Origin of the sequence: Bacillus sp. V59.32b (assembly GCF_003429085.1) — a bacterium.
In the GTDB taxonomy this organism is placed as follows: Bacteria; Bacillota; Bacilli; order Bacillales; family DSM-1321; genus Peribacillus.
In genome coordinates this window covers 62,051-80,101 of the sequence record NZ_QVTC01000020.1, presented here as the reverse complement: position 1 = coordinate 80,101, position 18,051 = coordinate 62,051, and the positions used below count along the sequence as shown (strand labels likewise).

Genomic DNA, 18,051 nt, shown 5'->3' with positions numbered 1-18,051 from the left:
ATATGAGCGTTCACCCAGATTTATGAGCGATTATTTGAATATATGAGCGTTCACCCAGATTTGTGAGCGATTATTTGATTATATGAGCGTTTACCCAGATTTATGAGCGATTATTTGAATATATGAGCGTTCACCCAGATTTGTGAGCGATTATTTGAATATATGAGCGTTCACCCAGATTTGTGAGCGATTATCTGAATATATGAGCGTTCACCCAGATTTGTGAGCGATTATTTGAATATATGAGCGTTCACCCAGATTTGTGAGCGATCATCTGAATATATGAGCGTTCACCCAGATTTACGAGCGATTATCTGAATATATGAGCGTTCACCCAGATTTGTGAGCGATTATTTGAATATATGAGCGTTCACCCAGATTTATGAGCGATTATCTGAATATATGAGCGTTCACCCAGATTTACGAGCGATCATCTGATTATATGAGCGTTCACCCAGATTTATGAGCGATTATTTGAATATATGAGCGTTCACCCAGATTTACGAGCGATTATCCGAATATATGAGCGTTCACCCAGATTTGTGAGCGATCATCACAATATATGAGCGTTCACCCAGATTTACGAGCGATCATCAGAATATATGAGCGTTTACCCAGATTTACGAGCGATCATCTGAATATATGAGCGTTTACCCAGATTTACGAGCGATTATCCGAATATATGAGCGTTCACCCAGATTTGTGAGCGATTATTTGAATATATGAGCGTTCACCCAAATTTACGAGCAATCATCAGACTATATGAGCGTTCACCCAGATTTGTGAGCGATCATCACAATATATGGGCGTTTACCCAGATTTACGAGCGATCATCTGAATATATGAGCGTTTACGCAAATTTACGAGCGACATCAGAATTCACGAACAATTACACTAATTTGCTCGATGACAGTTGATAAGTCATACTAGCTCTTCATATAAAAAACGCTTGGTCAAGTTGCGCCAAGCGTTTTTTGCTTTTATAAAATTACTGCTGTTCTCCGTACTTTAGAGACGCTTCAACAAAATCGCGGAACAACGGCTGTGGACGTGTTGGTCTTGACGTGAATTCAGGATGGAATTGACAAGCAACAAACCATGGGTGGTCTTTGATTTCAATAATTTCCACGAGACGTCCATCCGGGCTTGTACCAGAGAATACAAATCCTGCCTCTTCCATGGCCGGACGGTAATGATTATTGAATTCAAAACGATGGCGATGGCGTTCATACACTACTTCATCCTGATAAGCGGTATGTGCTTTCGATCCTTCTGTTAGCTTGCAAGCATATAAACCGAGACGTAGTGTTCCGCCAAGGTCTTCTACATCCTTCTGTTCAGGAAGCAAGTCAATAATCGGATCCGGGGTTTCAAAATTGATTTCTGATGAGTGGGCGCCTTCAAGGCCCAATACATGGCGTGCATACTCTACAGAGGCGAGCTGCATGCCTAAACAGATGCCGAAGAATGGTTTGTTATTGATCCGCGCATATTCTGTCGCAGAGATTTTTCCTTCAATTCCGCGGTCACCGAACCCGCCCGGTACAAGAATTCCATCAACATCTCCGAGCAAATCGTCCACATTTTCACGGGTAACATGCTCTGCGTTGACCCATTTAATTTTAATATCTGAATCGAACGTATAGCCAGCATGCTTAAGCGCTTCTACAACCGAAATATACGCATCCTGAAGTTCAACATATTTCCCAACCAATGCGATTGTAGTGGTCTTTGAAAGGTTGGTAACTTTCTGGACGAGCTCTTTCCATTCACTCATCTCCGCTTCACGGCAATCCAGCTTTAAGTGATCGCAGACGATTTGGTCCATTTTTTGCTTTTGCAGCGCTAAAGGAATCGAATACAAAGTATCGGCATCCTGGCATTCAATGACTGCTTTTGTATCAATATCGCAGAATAAGGCAATTTTGTCTTTCATATCCTGGGATATTGGCATTTCTGTACGGACTACGATAATATTCGGCTGAATGCCCAGGCTGCGAAGCTCTTTCACACTGTGCTGGGTCGGCTTCGTTTTCATTTCACCGGCTGCTTTAATATATGGAACGAGGGTGCAATGAATGTACATCACATTATCGCGGCCAATGTCACTCTTGATTTGACGGATGGCCTCAAGGAATGGCAAGGACTCAATATCGCCGACTGTTCCCCCGATTTCCGTGATGACAACGTCTGCATTGGTTTCATGCCCGGCTCTGAATACACGCTCTTTAATTTCATTGGTAATATGGGGGATAACTTGTACGGTTCCGCCTAAGTAATCACCGCGTCGCTCTTTTCTTAAAACGGTGGAATAAACTTTTCCTGTTGTTACATTGCTGTGCTTGCCAAGATTAATGTCAATGAATCTTTCATAGTGACCTAAATCCAGGTCGGTTTCTGCCCCATCGTCCGTTACGAAGACTTCCCCATGCTGGTACGGGCTCATTGTCCCGGGATCCACATTAATATACGGGTCGAATTTTTGAATGGTCACATTCAACCCCCGGTTCTTTAACAGCCTTCCAAGAGAAGCTGCCGTTATTCCTTTTCCTAATGAAGAAACGACTCCACCTGTTACGAAAATATATTTTGTCATTGTCTTTTCCCCCTCTTTTATCTTTATGACTAACAAAAGGACCGATTATTTAGAAAATCAGACCTTGTTGGATATTCATGTAGTTTTTCCCTACAACGAAAAATCATTACTAAAATAAGCTCATTAGGAGGGCGTTATCTGTACTAAAAAAATAAAAACGCTCCTCTTACAAAAGTAAGGGAGCGCTGTATTTTATCAACGTGTCCTTTTTTAAGGAGCCCAAAAATGATTTTACAAATTCCGACTTAAAAAGTCAAGAGCGTCAGAGAAACTTATCATTTCTTCTCTTCGTCGGTATCCTCCGAGTCTTCTTCGTCTTCTTCGTCATCCTCGTCATCTAATTCAGCAAGGTCAGCTTCTTCATCAACTAAATCTTCTTCAAGATCCTCATCGAAGTCTTCTTCATCATCTTCATCCACGTCTATATCAATCAAATCATCATCATCGTCGAGAAGATCGTCTTCTTCGAGTTCTTCTTCCTCAAAATCAAGGTCATCTTCATCCTCAATATCTTCCACAACCGCTTTCTTCGCTTTCTTCTTCTTCTTCGGTTTGGCAACGTGAACGACTTCATCTTCAATTTGATCGACAGGATACCACGCCTTTAAACCCCAACGATTTTCTCCCAGTGAAGTGAAGCGGCCATCGACATTAAGGTCCGTATAGAATTGAGAGATTCTTTTATTTATCTCTTCATCCGAAAGACCCTGTAATTTTGAGATTTGAGCCATTAAGTCCTTAAAAGAAACCGGCTGCTTTTTTTCAGCAAGCAATTCATAAGCGATTTCTAAAAGTGACATTTCTGATAATTGCTCTTTTGAGTATTTTTTTAAACTCAAGCTCTGCACTTCCTTTCTCTATTCCAAACACATATATTGTGTTTTTTACATAAAAAAATAATCTTAACAAAGATTCTTGCGTGTCAAATTGAAATTCTTGCCAGACATACTATTCATTATAAACAATTAAAATAGGTTTATGCCAGACATATCTCAATCTTCCAACGTTTTTTCACCGAGTTTTCTTTACTTTTCGCTCATTGAACGCGACCGTTTTTCCATTGGCGATAGGACATCCAGAAAAAGAAAATAGATAATAGCAAAAAAGAAACAGCACCCAATGCATAATCATAGAATTTATAAAGGATAAAAAGAGCGGCTAAACAAAAAATGCCGTTTCTCACATGTTTCATATTCATTTTTCATCACTCCAAACGGACACTTCTAAAACAATGGAACTATCATTATAGCCTTTTTTATTGATTATTATAAGTAAAATATACCATTCCTCAAAAAAAATGCGACTTCTATTCTTGATCTAATTAAAAAGCAGGTACTGAACCACTATTTTTGTTGTTCAGCACCTTTTTCAGATATGTTACATATTCCTCCTATATTGTCCGCCAACCTCGTAAAGCGCGTGAGTGATTTGTCCGAGGCTTGCGACCTTTACGCATTCCATTAATTCGGCAAAAATATTTTCACCGTTCACTGCGGCCTGCTTCAGGCGATTGATCGCCGCTTCATAGTGAGATCGGTTCCGCTCTTGGAATTCACGGAGATTTTGGATCTGCCCTTCCTTTTCTTCCTTGGTCGCACGAGCGATTTCCATGCTATTCATCGCTTCCTCAGAAGGAGGGTTCGGGTTCAGATAGGTATTCACGCCAATAATCGGCAGCTCTCCCGAATGCTTTTTCATCTCGTAGTACATCGATTCATCCTGGATCTTTCCGCGTTGGTACTGTGTTTCCATCGCACCGAGTACACCGCCGCGGTCATTGATGCGGTCGAATTCTTCAAGCACCGCTTCCTCTACTAAATCGGTCAGCTCCTCGATGATAAAGGCACCTTGCTGCGGATTCTCATTTTTCGATAATCCGTGCTCCTTCGTAATAATCATTTGAATCGCCATTGCTCTGCGAACCGATTCTTGTGTCGGCGTTGTGATCGCCTCGTCATAAGCGTTCGTATGGAGTGAATTACAGTTATCCTGGAGCGCCATTAACGCCTGAAGTGTCGTCCTGATATCGTTAAAGTCAATTTCCTGAGCATGCAGCGAACGGCCTGATGTCTGGATATGATATTTAAGCTTTTGACTTCGCTCATTGGCGCCGTATTTATCACGCATCACCGTAGCCCAGATTCTTCTCGCTACACGTCCGATTACGCTGTATTCCGGATCGAGTCCGTTAGAGAAAAAGAATGAAAGATTCGGAGCAAAATCGTCGATATTCATCCCGCGGCTTAAGTAATACTCGATATAGGTGAACCCATTGGCAAGCGTGAAGGCCAGCTGCGAAATCGGGTTGGCTCCTGCTTCGGCGATACGGTAGCCCGAAATCGAAACGGAATAATAGTTTCTCACTTTATGGTCGATGAAATATTCCTGGATATCACCCATCATCCGCAATGCGAATTCAGTCGAAAAAATACATGTGTTTTGTCCCTGGTCTTCTTTTAAAATATCAGCCTGAACGGTACCGCGAACCGTTTGAAGTGTATAAGCACGGATTTCGGTGAATTCTTCTGGAGTTAATACCCTTCCTAGCTCTGCTTCTTTTTTCTGGACCTGCTGGTCAATGGCCGTATTCATGAACATTGCCAGAATGATCGGTGCCGGACCATTGATGGTCATCGAAACGGAGGTGGAAGGAAGACAAAGATCAAAGCCGTCATATAGCTTCTTCATGTCATCCAATGTGCAAATGCTGACGCCGCTTTCGCCGACTTTTCCGTAAATATCCGGCCGATAATCCGGGTCTTCTCCATATAATGTCACGGAATCAAAAGCCGTACTAAGACGTTTTGCCTCATCATCCTTTGAAAGATAATGGAAGCGACGGTTCGTCCTGGCGGGGGAGCCTTCTCCTGCAAATTGTCGCTTTGGATCCTCGCCCTCACGTTTAAACGGAAATACTCCGGCTGTATACGGAAAATGTCCCGGAGCATTATCCCGGTATACCCAGCGCAGGATTTCACCGTAATCGACGAATTTAGGAAGCGAGATTTTGGGGATCATGAGTCCTGCAAGGCTTTTTGTTTTCAATTCGGTAATAATCTCTTTGTCCCTGATTTTCGCAACAAATTTCTCTCCTGAATATTGCTCTTTAAAGGCTGCCCAGCCATCAAGTATCTTTTTTGACTCCCCAGAAAGCTTAGAAGCTGCCCCATCCTTTAATGTTTCCAGTACAGAAAGGATTTCTTGTTTTGTCCCTGTTTCTTTAACAGCATCAATGGCTCCTTCAAGCTGGAACAACTTCCGGGCAAGATGGACCTGTTCTTCTGCTTGCTTATGATAATTGCGCACCGCCTCCGTAATCTCCCGCAAATAATAACGGCGCTCGTTTGGGATAATTATATTTTGTTTCTTGACCTCAGCTTTCTTGGAGAACGATGCCACCCAGTCAGTCCCTGCTTTTTCATTTACTTTCTCAATCAATGCCGCAAATAAAGCATTCGTTCCGGGATCATTGAATTGGGAAGCGATTGTACCGTATACAGGCAGTTCATCCGGAGCCTGTTCAAACAACAAATGGCTTCTTTGATATTGTTTTTGCACCTGCCTCTTCGCATCCTCTGAGCCTTTACGCTCAAATTTGTTTATAACAATTAAGTCGGCATAGTCGATCATATCGATCTTTTCCAGTTGTGATGGCGCTCCGAATTCACTTGTCATGACATACATCGATACGTTGGAAATATCGGTAATGCCAGCATCACCCTGACCGATTCCGCTTGTTTCGACAATAATCAAATCAAATCCGGCCGCCTTCACGACGGAGATGGCATCCTTCATTGCAAGCGACAGTTCACTCTTCGAAAGCCGGGTCGCCAAGCTTCTCATATAAATCCGGTCAGAGAAAATCGCATTCATCCGGATGCGGTCTCCCAATAACGCGCCACCTGTTTTTTGCTTTGTCGGGTCAACAGAGAGGACGGCAAGTTTCTTTTCAGGGATTTCATTTAGAAAACGGCGGATCAGTTCATCAGTCAGTGAACTTTTTCCCGCCCCGCCTGTACCCGTTATCCCGATAACCGGTACGTTTTTTTCGGATGTCTTGATTTGCTCAAGCAGACTTTCAGTCGCTGCTGCCATTTCAGCCGCTGCATCCTGTCTGTTTTCAGCAAAAGTAATATACTGGGCTATCGTTCCTGTTTCTCCGGCAAGCAATTTATCGAAACGTTCCTGGAGCGATGACTGTACTGTTGAATAATCACATTCCTCCAGCATCAGATTAATCATGCCTTGAAGGCCATTGACTCTTCCATCCTCCGGTGAAAAAATATGGGCAATTCCATAATCGTGGAGCTCCTTAATTTCACGAGGGATGATGACTCCACCGCCTCCACCGTAAATACGTATATGGCTTGCTCCTTTCTCCTTCAATAAGTCATACATGTATTTAAAATATTCAACATGCCCGCCTTGATAAGACGAAATCGCAATGCCCTGAACATCCTCTTGAATCGCGGCATTGACTACCTCTTCCACAGACCGGTTATGACCAAGGTGAATGACTTCTGCTCCGCTTGATTGCAAAATCCGCCTCATAATATTGATCGATGCGTCATGTCCGTCAAACAAACTGGAAGCGGTTACAAAACGAACGTGATTTTTCGGCTTATATTCCTTAATTGTACTCATATCGCTCCTCCTTTATGGTAGTGCCCTTGGTTGCAATACATTCCGTTTATAAGCAATTCCGTTTGCAGTTCGATATATTCTTCAAGTGAGTACATTCTTTGAAGGGCCCAACGGCGAAACCCCCACATTTGTCCCTGGACGAAAATATTGTGTGCAAGCAGGCGTATTTGGCGCTCCGATAAATAACATTCGCCATTTTCTACACAACGCGTAATAACCAGTTCAAACATATGAACCATTTCCATTTCCTTTTTTAATACATAAGGAAGCGCGTCCTTTGTCAACGACTTGGCTTCCTGGTACATGACAAGCACCTCATCCTGCATGTCATCCATTACCTGAAAGAAATAGGAAATCGTCAACTTCAAGCTTTCCATCGTGCCGACACTTTGTTCCAGGTCTTTTTGTAGTCTGTCTTTTACTTCATCGTAGATAAAATCACAGACCAAATATAAAACATCTTCTTTTGTACGGATATATTCATAAAGTGTACCGATACTAAAACCGGCTGCCTTGGCGATTTCTCTTGTTGTGGTCCGGTGGAATCCCTTTTCTTTGAATAAGCTAACGGCTCCTTTAATCATTTGTTCACGCCGCTTGCTAACAAGCTTCTCATCTTTTACGGAAGCATGGATTTCTCTTTTTTTCATACGTCACCCACCTTATTGCTTAAACGGTGCATTTTTTGAGGAAGTATAGTTCGAAGACTGTGAAAAGGCCATCCTGCCAAAACGTTTTCGTTTGGCAGGTTGCCTGGATGATTAATCTTTCGTAATCATTCTCGAGATAACCAGTTTTTGAATTTCCTGGGTTCCTTCATAGATTTGCGTAATTTTTGCGTCTCTCATGTAGCGTTCAACTGGATAGTCCTTTGTGTAACCATAGCCTCCAAAAACCTGGACGGCTTCTGTTGTTACCTTCATAGCCGCATCTCCGGCAAACAGTTTTGACATGGCTGATTCCTTCCCGTATGGAAGTCCTTCTGACTCAAGCCATGCTGCTTGATATGTCAGCAACCTTGCTGCTTCCACACTTGTGGCCATGTCGGCAAGCTTGAAGCCGATTCCCTGTTGAGCGGCGATCGGCTTTCCGAATTGCACACGTTCTTTTGCATAGTCTACAGCGGCATCTAAAGCGCCCTGTGCAATTCCAACAGCCTGCGCTGCAATCCCGTTCCTGCCGCCGTCAAGTGTCATCATCGCGATTTTGAAGCCTTCCCCTTCTTTGCCAAGCAGGTTTTCTTTTGGTACCTTGCATTCTTCAAAAATAATTTCGGTTGTAGGTGATGAACGGATTCCTAATTTCTTTTCCTTTTTTCCTACGCTAAAGCCCAGAAAGTCTTTTTCGACGATAAACGCACTTGTGCCTTTTTGTTTGGATTCCGGATCTGTTAACGCAAACACGACATACGTATCAGCGATTCCGCCGTTCGTGATAAAGATCTTTGAGCCATTTAAGATATAGTGATCACCTTCTAATCTCGCAGATGTCCTCATACCGCCCGCATCAGAGCCCGAACCAGGTTCTGTCAAACCATAAGCACCGATCTTTTCGCCTTGAGCCATTGGCTTCAGGTATTTTTGCTTTTGTTCTTCAGAGCCGAATTTATAAATCGGCCAGCCCGCAAGCGAAGTATGTGCCGATAGCGTTACTCCTGTGGATGCGCAAACCTTGGACAATTCTTCAATCGCAATACAATAGGCAAGATAGTCACTGCCGATACCACCATACTCTTCCGGCCATGGGATACCAGTGAGACCGAGCTCGGCCATCTTATCAAAAATATCACGATCAAAGCGTTCTTCTTCGTCTCTTTCAGCAGCTGTAGGCGCGACTTCATTTCTGGCAAAATCGCGAACCATTTTTCTAATCATTTCATGTTCTTCGGTCAGTTTAAATTGCATGATCCATATCCCCTGTCTTTGTTAAATATAGGCTCTGTTTGAAATCGCCATCTTCTGAGTAAGCCTCTGCTAGCGCGAAGTAGGCAATTAAAGCGATAAAAGTGATGATTTAAGTGAAAGTACCACCCATTCACGCGAAAACTCCGATGATTCAAGCAAAACGATGCTTGTTTTAAGCGAAAATGGACCTGATTTAAGTGAAACCTAAATTCCACTTATTTTGGAAGTCCCGGATAATAGGAATTTAATTATAGAGATGTTTACTGATAACGATCCGCTGGATTTCGCTTGTGCCTTCATAGATTTCCGTAACCTTCGCATCCCGGAAATAGCGCTCCACCGGATATTCCTTTGTATAGCCGTAGCCGCCAAACACCTGGATGGCTTCCGTAGATACCTCAACTGCTGTTTTTGAGGCCATCAGTTTTGCGATAGATGCTTCTTTTCCGCATGGCAGTCCCTGTGACCTTAAATAGGCGGCCTGGTAAACTAGTAACCTGGAAGCTTCAATAGCCGTCCCCATCTCCGCCAGTTTAAAGCCTATGCCCTGCTGTACACTGATTGGCTTTCCAAACTGTACTCTTTCCTTCGCATAACGGACAGCATGTTCGAAGGAGCCTTCAGCGATTCCTAAGGACTGTGCAGCAATCCCGATGCGGCCGGATTCAAGATTGGACATTGCGATCCTGAAGCCTTCTCCTTCTTTACCAAGCAGATTTTCAGCAGGAACCATCATATCCTCAAACGTCAGCTGCACCGTACGTGAACCGTGAAGGCCCATTTTGTGTTCATCCTTGCCGATGATTAAGCCCTTCGTGTCCTTATCAACGATAAAGGCTGAAATCCCTTTGCTCCCTGCCTCCAGATTCGTGGAGGCAAAAACAATGTAAACCTCTGCTTCTCCGCCATTTGTGATAAAAACCTTGGAGCCGTTGATTTTATAATAGTCTCCGACTTTAATAGCCTTTGATTTGAGGCCGCCCGCATCCGATCCTGAGCTCGGTTCCGTCAAACAGAAAGCTCCGAGATACTCTCCCGATGCAAGCTTTGGTACGTATTTTTGCTTCTGTGCTTCATTGCCGAAATAAAGAATAGGATAGGTTCCCACAGATGTGTGAACGGAAAGAATCACCCCTAGAGCAGGACTTACCCTGGAGATCTCATGGATGGCAATGATATAAGAGGTGAAGTCCATTTCCGAACCGCCATATTGTTCAGGAACCGGTATCCCCATCAAGCCAAGCCCGCCCATTTTCTTCAACAGCGATCTCGGAAATTCACCGCCTTCCATCCTTCCAACTAAGGGAGCTATTTCGCTTTCCGCAAAATCGCGCACCATTTTGCGCATCATATTCTGCTCTTCATTCCATGTAAAATTCATAAAGTGCCTCCCGGATGCCTATTTACGAGATTAGTTGTATTCGTAAAAACCACGGCCGGATTTTTTGCCGAGCCAGCCTGCTTTTACATATTTTCTAAGCAATGGACACGGCCGGTATTTATCGTCTCCAAAGCCCTCGTGTAACGTCTCCATGATATAGAGGCACGTATCCAGGCCGATGAAGTCTGCAAGCGCCAGCGGGCCCATCGGATGGTTCATGCCCAGCTTCATCACCTCATCGACCGCTTCTTTGGAAGCGACCCCTTCGTATACTGTATAAATGGCTTCATTTATCATCGGCATCAGTATCCGGTTAGAGACGAAGCCGGGAAAGTCATTCACTTCAACCGGGACTTTATTCAGCGTTTTCGACATATCTTCAATGGCGTCATAAACGGCATCGGCTGTGGCAAGCCCGCGGATGATCTCGACTAGCTTCATGACAGGGACTGGGTTCATGAAGTGCATCCCGATCACTTTCTCAGGCCGCTTGGTCGCTGCTGCGATTTCGGTGATGGGCAGCGATGAAGTATTGGAAGCTAAGATGGTATGTTCCGGTGTTATTTCATCCAGGTCACTGAACAGCTTCGCTTTGATTTCCATATTTTCTACCGCTGCTTCAATGACAAGATCCACATCAGATGCATTTTTTAAATCTGTGGAAAGCGTCAGTCTAGCCAGTGTATTGCTTTTATCTGGCTCTGCCATCTTTCCCTTTTCTACTTGCCGGGAAAGGTTTTTATTAATAATTGAAAGTCCCCGTTCAACAAATTCTCGCTTTAAGTCATGCAAAATAACTTCATACCCGTTCATCGCGCATACCTGGGCGATTCCCGAGCCCATTTGTCCGGCGCCGATCACCATTACTTTTGCAATCTTCATGAATGCTCCTCCATTCTGGAAAATTGGCAATCTATCAAGCTTGTTTCGGAACCTCGATTAAAATAGCATCTCCCTGGCCGCCACCGCTGCAGATTGCCGCAATCCCGATTCCGCCGCCACGCCGTTTTAATTCATGCATGAGCGTAATAATCACCCGTGCTCCGCTGGCCCCAATCGGATGCCCAAGCGCAACCGCCCCGCCATTTACGTTCACTTTTTCAGGATCTACGTTTGCCAATTTCCCGCTGGCGAGGGCAACAGCTGCAAAAGCTTCATTGATTTCAAATAAATCAATTTCCTCTAATGACCTACCTGTTTTTTTCAACAGCTCATTGATGACAAGTCCAGGGGTCTTAGGGAAATGCTTAGCTTCCACAGCAATCTCTGCATGTCCAATGATATAAGCAAAAGGAGTTTTTCCTTCTTTTTCCGCTCTTGCTTCGCTCATAAGCACTAGTGCTCCTGCCCCGTCATTGACACCAGGTGCATTACCGGCAGTAATCGTACCCTCATTATTAAAAGCTGGTCCAAGCTTAGCAAGCTTTTCAACGGAAGTATCCTTTCTCGGCGCTTCATCGTTCTTAACCGTTACCGGTTCACCTTTCCTGACTGGAACCTGGACAGATATAATTTCTTCGGCAAGGACACCACCTTCAATAGCGGCAATGGCTTTTTGGTGGCTTCTGAATGCCCAGTTATCCTGATCTTCGCGCGACAACTCCAAGTCCTCGGCCGTACTGTTGCCATATGTCCCCATATGCACGCCAGTGAAGCTGCAGCTTAGACCGTCATGAATCATTACGTCTTTCATCACGGCATCTCCCATGCGGGCTCCCCATCTCGCTTTAGGCATTATATAAGGAGCATTGCTCATTGATTCCATGCCGCCAGCCACAATAACTTCCTCATCACCCAGGCGGATAATCTGGTCAGCCAGCGTCACACTTCTCAGCCCTGAGGCACAAACTTTGTTGATCGTTTCTGTTTTCACTTCCCATGGAAGTCCGGCATTTCTTGAAGCCTGGCGCGAAGGGATCTGTCCCTGCCCTGCCTGAAGCACATTTCCCATGATTACCTCATCTACCTGGCTGCCATCTACACCTGCCCGTTGTAACGCTTCTTTAATAGCAATCCCGCCGAGTTCGGATGCAGTCAAGCTGCTTAACCCCCCGCCAAATTTTCCAAAAGGCGTTCTTACTCCACTGACAATAGCTGTTCTAGCCATATAGCTCCTCCTTTAATTTCTCTTTAAGTTTCTATGTAAATAAAAAACTTAACCCTAAATTGACTGAACGCTCGCTCAAAATGTAAGAATAAAAAAATACCCTTAATGTAAGCGCTTTATTATATCTTATATGAAAATTAGAAAAAGTTTAACTCCTAAGTTAAATTTCCATGAAAAAGTAATGCCTGCTTCTTCAAATAAATATTTCATTTTTGGAAGCAGGCATCTTGATATAGGCATTTCTTATGAAAAGAATCGTTTGTTAAAGCTTAAGAAGCTTCGCCAAGTATCGATTTTTCCAATAACTCAGCTACATCATATGTTTTCACGTCTTCTTCCACTTCTTTTGCTTTTGTTCCGTCTGTAATCATCGTCAAGCAATAAGGACAGCCTGAGCTGATGACAGATGGGCTTACGGCTAACGCTTGCTCGGTACGGGCTACATTGATACGGTGTCCCGTTTCTTCTTCCATCCACATCAGTCCGCCGCCGGCACCACAGCACATGCCATTTTCACGATTGCGTTCCATCTCAACAAGCTTCGCTCCCGGGATCGCATTCAGAATATCCCTCGGTGCGTCATATACTTCGTTATAACGCCCTAAGTAACAGGAATCATGGAAAGTGATCGTTTCATTAACCGGATGCTTTGGTACAAGCCTTCCTTCTTTAACGAGCTTTGCAAGCAGCTCTGTATGATGATACACTTCCGCTTCTAAACCGAAATCAGGATACTCATTTTTGAAAATATTATATGCGTGAGGATCGATTGTTACGATCTTCTTCACTTCATTTTTCTCAAACTCTTCTATGTTCTTCGCTGCTAGCTCCTGGAAGATGAACTCGTTACCCAAACGGCGAGGCGTATCCCCGGAGTTCTTTTCTTTATTTCCTAAAATCGCGAACTTCACGCCTGCTTCATTCATAAGCTTAGCGAAGGATAATGCGATCTTTTGACTGCGGTTATCGTAAGAACCCATTGAACCGACCCAGAATAAGTATTCAAAGTCTTCTTCAGCCTTTTTCACTTCCTTGACTGTTGGCACGACGACATCGTCGCGGAGTTCTCTCCAGTCTTCTCTTTCCTTGCGGTTAAGTCCCCACGGGTTGCCCTGGCGTTCGATGTTTTGCATCGCGCGCTGCGCATCCGGGTTCATTTTACCTTCTGTAAGCACTAAGTAACGGCGCATATCGATGATTTTATCAACATGCTCGTTCATGACCGGACATTGATCTTCACAGTTACGGCAAGTCGTACAAGCCCAAAGCTCTTCTTCTGTGATGACTTCGCCGATTAAGGCCTGGTTGAATTCAACAGCCGCCGCTGATTCCTGGGCGCCTTGTCCGGCACCTGCCAAAGCGATTTGGTTGCCCTGTGTATTTCCGAATACGAATGTCGGTACCCAAGGCTGTTTTGCTGTAATGGCAGCCCCTTTGTTAGTCAAGTGGTCACGCATCTTAATGATGATATCCATCGGGGACAGCATTTTCCCTGTTCCGGAGGCCGGGCACATATTCGTACAGCGCCCACATTCCACACAGGCATATAAATCTATCAATTGTAACTGGTTAAAGTCTTCTATTTTTCCTGCACCGAAGGATTCCTGGGATTCATCTTCAAAATCAACCGCCTTAAGCTTCCCTGGATTATCCAGGCGACTAAAGTAGACGTTGACAGGCCCTGCAATTAAATGCGCGTGCTTGGACTGCGGTATATAGACTAGGAAGGTGAATAGGAAAATCGTGTGAATCCACCATGCCATGTAGAATACAACCGTGGCGGCGGTCGGTCCCATCCATCCTAAAAGAAAGGCGATTCCCGAAGCAACAGGCTCTGTCCAAGTTGCTTCATGTCCGTGCCAAATCATGCTCATTCCATTTCCCAAAAGGACGGAAAGCATTAATCCACCGAGTAAAATCAGGACTATGCCAGATTTAAAGCCGCGCTTTAAACGGACAAGCTTTTCAATATAGCGGCGGTAAAAAGACCACGCAACTGCGACGAGAATAGTCAGAGTGACGATTTCCTGGAAAAACGTGAACGCAGGATACAAAGGTCCGAATGGTAAATGTGCACCCGGTTTAATTCCCTTTATAATAAAATCAATCGCACCAAACTGTACGAGAATAAAACCATAGAAGAACACGACGTGAATGGTTCCGCTCTTCTTATCCTTTAACAGCTTCTTTTGGCCAAATACATTGACCCAAATTTTCTCGAGCCGTTCTTTTACACGGTTATCGAATTCTGCTTTCTTCCCAAGCTTGATATAAGCCATTCTTGTCCTGATTAAATAGACAAACAAACTGATAGCGTAAGCGGTTACAAGCAAAAACGCAATTAAGTTTACCCATAGTAACGCATTCATAATCTTGCGCTCCTTTCTCTGCATATGCTGGTCTTAAAATGCACTCCGTTTCAAATGCTTTAAAATTAGAAACAGTGACATTTTTCTGAATTTGATTTAATTACATTATATAATGAATGAGCATTCAGTCAACTTATTTCTTGCTCGTCTCGCTATCTTTTTTTTAATCGGAAGTTTTTTTATGTAGGTGAATCAATTTCATAATTCCTTTTTATAAAGAAATACAAACCAACAGAATATTAGGTACTCAAAAAATTTCTTAGTTGTACCTGTTGAATTTCGCTGTTGATTTCCGCTACAGGCGGACGCTTTCCGCGGGCGGTCCGTGAGCCTCCTCGTCGCTTCGCTCCTGCGGGGTCTCACCTGGCCACGCTTTTCCCGCAGGACATTGAGTGATCATCCTAGAATAGACACCGCACGAGAAAATGCGTAGCATTTTCGAGGAGTCGCCGCCTGCAGCGAAAAGCAACCGGTTTGGAAATCAAGAGTGAGTACTGACACAGCCTATATGTTAGGCAGCTTGTTGTTGATTTAACTGAGCATTAATACGATCAAGGAATAAATCATTGCCGCATAGTTTAGCTCAGGCAGGTCTCCCAAACGTGATTTCTTGGATACCACAGCGAAGATTGGATCGATATCAATAGCTGAAAAAACAGCTTCAAATCGTTGGGTAGGCTCTAAGGGTGAAATTTATGAAATTGATTCAGGTATCCTGATTTTCATCTATTCATTTCTGTATTACTGTTTATTTCAACATGAATGGATTATGATGATGATTTTGTACAAAATAGATATAACCCCAGAGTAAAGGTGAGGATGATCTAGATGATTACAATAACGATTGGCGTCGTTATCATATGTTTCCTCGTCTGGTTGCCACTCGATTTTTATCTAGGACGGAGAAGGCATAAGCGTCGAGTTGTTAAGAAAAATTTACCTAAACGCCAAAGCGACATCCAGCTATATACAAATGGAAAAAGGCTGTTCAACGATTTTTTTCACGAAATACAGGATGCGAAAAAATATGTACATATCCTATTCTATATCGTTTCCAACGATCAATTTAGCAAGGCATTCCTTCAGTTATTGAAGGAAAAAGCGCAAACCGGGGTTGAAGTCCGATTAATGATTGACCGGATTGGCGGGCATCGAGTCAGTAAAAAGATAATTTCCGATTTAAAAGCACATGGAGTAAGATTCGCGTTTACAAACAGCCTGAGGTTTCCTTATTTATTTTATTCTCTTAATAAACGGAATCACCGGAAGATAACGATCATTGATAGTGAGATCGGTTATTTAGGCGGCTACAATGTCGGCAAGGAATACATTGACCAAGACTCCAAGCTGAGCCCATGGCGGGATTACCATTTAAAAGTTATCGGAGAGGGAGTACAGGATCTTCAGTACGAGTATCTTGAAGATTGGTTTCGCGCGACAGGAGAGGATCACCGCAGTAGTCAGCAGTATTTTCCGTCCTTAAAAAAAGGGGCTTGTCTTCATCAGTTCTTACCCACCGATGGCATATTCCTTGAAAAAGCCTTTTCCGAAATGATCTCAACGGCAAATGAAAGAATCATAGTTGGAACGCCTTATTTCATTCCAAGCAGGAAACTCTTCTCGGATTTAAGAAAAGCTATGTCACGGGGTATTGAGTTGACTGTGATTGTTCCAAAAACAGCCGATCATCCTTTTGTCCAGGAAGCATCTTATCCTTTTTTTCGGGTTCTTTTAAAAGAAGGAGCAAAAATCATGCAGTTTGAAAAAGGGTTTTATCATTCGAAAATCATTCTGATTGATGATAAAGTTTGTGACATTGGCACGGCAAACTTTGATAGGCGTTCTTTATTTTTGAACCGTGAAATGAATTGCTTAATTTATGATAAAGCATGCATTGAAGATATTAAGAAAGAACTGGATTACGATATCTTTCATTCCTCACCTTTAACGATGGAAATGATTACAGCGCCTAATCCTGTCCGTATGTTCAAAGAATCAATCGCTTATACGATCTCACCGTTTCTATAAGACTCATTACCCGGAAAAAGGAGACTGCCATGCAAATACGCCTGGGATATGTTTCAACCGCCACTTCTCTCTGGGAGACAACACCTTCGCGAACGTTAACATTCAAAAGATACGGCGAGCTTGAAAAGGAAAAACGCATGCAAAGGCTCTATGATGTCACGAGACAAAATATTGCGAATACCCTTCGAATCCTTTATTACAATTCGGCCCATGAAATAAATGTATACCGACTGTCAAGCTCGATCGTACCACTCGCTACGCATCCTGAAGTTCAATGGGACTTTCTCACTCCTTTTCGCACCGAGTGGCAGGGTCTGGGGGAATGGATTAAACGCCATCATATGCGAGTAAGCTTCCATCCCAACCAGTTCACTCTGTTTACAAGTCCCAATCCGTCTATTACCGCAAATGCTGTTAAAGATATGGAGTTTCATTACAAAATGCTTGAAGCCATGGGTGTGCATGACCATTCTTTTATCAATATCCACGTCGGAGGGGCATACGGGGATAAATCGTCTGCTACTGCTAGATTCCATGAAAACCTTACACAGCTCCCCATACATGTGAAAAGAAGAATGACGCTTGAAAACGATGATAAGACTTACACGACCGAGGAAACCTTGACGATCTGCCAGCGCGAGAGAATTCCTTTGGCATTTGATTATCATCACCATATGGCCAATCCTGGAGAAATGCCGCTTGAAGAGCTTCTTCCGCTCGTTTTTGAAACATGGGACCATACAGGTATATATCCTAAAATCCATATTTCCTCACCGAAGTCCGAGAAAGAATTCCGTTCCCATGCAGATTTTGTGGATATTGAATTTATTATGCCTTTAGTACAAGTACTGAAAGTCTTGAAACGGGACGTCGATTTCATGGTCGAAGCGAAAATGAAGGATCAAGCGATGCTAAAGCTGATTGGGGATCTGGCAAAGATTCGGGGCGTTAAGAGAATAGGCGGAGGAACAATTGAATTAAAATGATAAAAACAGGCTGTTTCTTCTAAACGAGAAACAGCC

The 18,051-nt window shown here is 43.5% G+C and carries 11 protein-coding genes and 1 pseudogene; 2 read left to right on the top strand and 10 right to left on the bottom strand.

From position 1 onward, the window contains the following. Positions 1-988: 988 nt before the first annotated feature. The 10 genes and pseudogenes from D0463_RS06455 to D0463_RS20375 all read right to left on the bottom strand — a co-directional run. A complete protein-coding gene (locus D0463_RS06455; RefSeq protein ID WP_117306375.1) occupies positions 989-2,596 on the bottom strand; it encodes a CTP synthase in 1,608 nt (535 codons plus the stop codon). Positions 2,597-2,871: 275 nt separating this feature from the next. Beyond that, positions 2,872-3,435, bottom strand: coding sequence for a DNA-directed RNA polymerase subunit delta (rpoE, locus tag D0463_RS06450; protein WP_117306373.1), 564 nt, complete (start codon positions 3,433-3,435; stop codon positions 2,872-2,874). 538 nt (positions 3,436-3,973) lie between these two features. Then, positions 3,974-7,240, bottom strand: a complete 3,267-nt coding sequence (gene icmF, locus D0463_RS06445) for a fused isobutyryl-CoA mutase/GTPase IcmF (protein WP_117306371.1) — start codon at positions 7,238-7,240, stop codon at positions 3,974-3,976. After that, positions 7,237-7,890, bottom strand: coding sequence for a TetR/AcrR family transcriptional regulator (locus D0463_RS06440; protein WP_117306369.1), 654 nt, complete (start codon positions 7,888-7,890; stop codon positions 7,237-7,239). The genes icmF and D0463_RS06440 overlap by 4 nt, the downstream gene beginning before the upstream one ends. Positions 7,891-8,001: 111 nt before the next feature. Further along, positions 8,002-9,144 carry an acyl-CoA dehydrogenase gene (locus tag D0463_RS06435; RefSeq protein WP_117306367.1) on the bottom strand — a complete coding sequence of 381 codons (1,143 nt, stop codon included), beginning with the start codon at positions 9,142-9,144 and terminating at the stop codon, positions 8,002-8,004. A gap of 244 nt (positions 9,145-9,388) precedes the next feature. After that, entirely contained in the window at positions 9,389-10,525 is a 1,137-nt protein-coding gene (locus tag D0463_RS06430) for an acyl-CoA dehydrogenase (RefSeq protein WP_117306365.1), read from the bottom strand. A 30-nt stretch (positions 10,526-10,555) separates the two neighbouring features. Next, positions 10,556-11,407, bottom strand: coding sequence for a 3-hydroxybutyryl-CoA dehydrogenase (locus D0463_RS06425; RefSeq protein WP_117306363.1), 852 nt, complete (start codon positions 11,405-11,407; stop codon positions 10,556-10,558). Between the two features lie 34 nt (positions 11,408-11,441). Continuing rightward, entirely contained in the window at positions 11,442-12,632 is a 1,191-nt protein-coding gene (locus D0463_RS06420) for an acetyl-CoA C-acetyltransferase (protein WP_117306361.1), read from the bottom strand. A gap of 269 nt (positions 12,633-12,901) precedes the next feature. After that, on the bottom strand, positions 12,902-15,001 hold the full coding sequence (locus D0463_RS06415; RefSeq protein WP_117306359.1) for a heterodisulfide reductase-related iron-sulfur binding cluster: 2,100 nt from the start codon (positions 14,999-15,001) through the stop codon (positions 12,902-12,904). Between the two features lie 537 nt (positions 15,002-15,538). Then, a pseudogene (locus D0463_RS20375) lies at positions 15,539-15,694 on the bottom strand (IS5/IS1182 family transposase); the annotation flags it as partial. 135 nt (positions 15,695-15,829) lie between these two features. Here D0463_RS20375 and cls point away from each other — a divergent pair. Further along, on the top strand, positions 15,830-17,029 hold the full coding sequence (gene cls, locus D0463_RS06410) for a cardiolipin synthase (protein ID WP_117306357.1): 1,200 nt from the start codon (positions 15,830-15,832) through the stop codon (positions 17,027-17,029). A 29-nt stretch (positions 17,030-17,058) separates the two neighbouring features. Beyond that, complete coding sequence (gene uvsE / locus D0463_RS06405) at positions 17,059-18,015, top strand: UV DNA damage repair endonuclease UvsE (RefSeq protein ID WP_117306355.1); 957 nt, start codon at positions 17,059-17,061, stop codon at positions 18,013-18,015. The last annotated feature ends 36 nt before the right edge of the window (positions 18,016-18,051 follow it).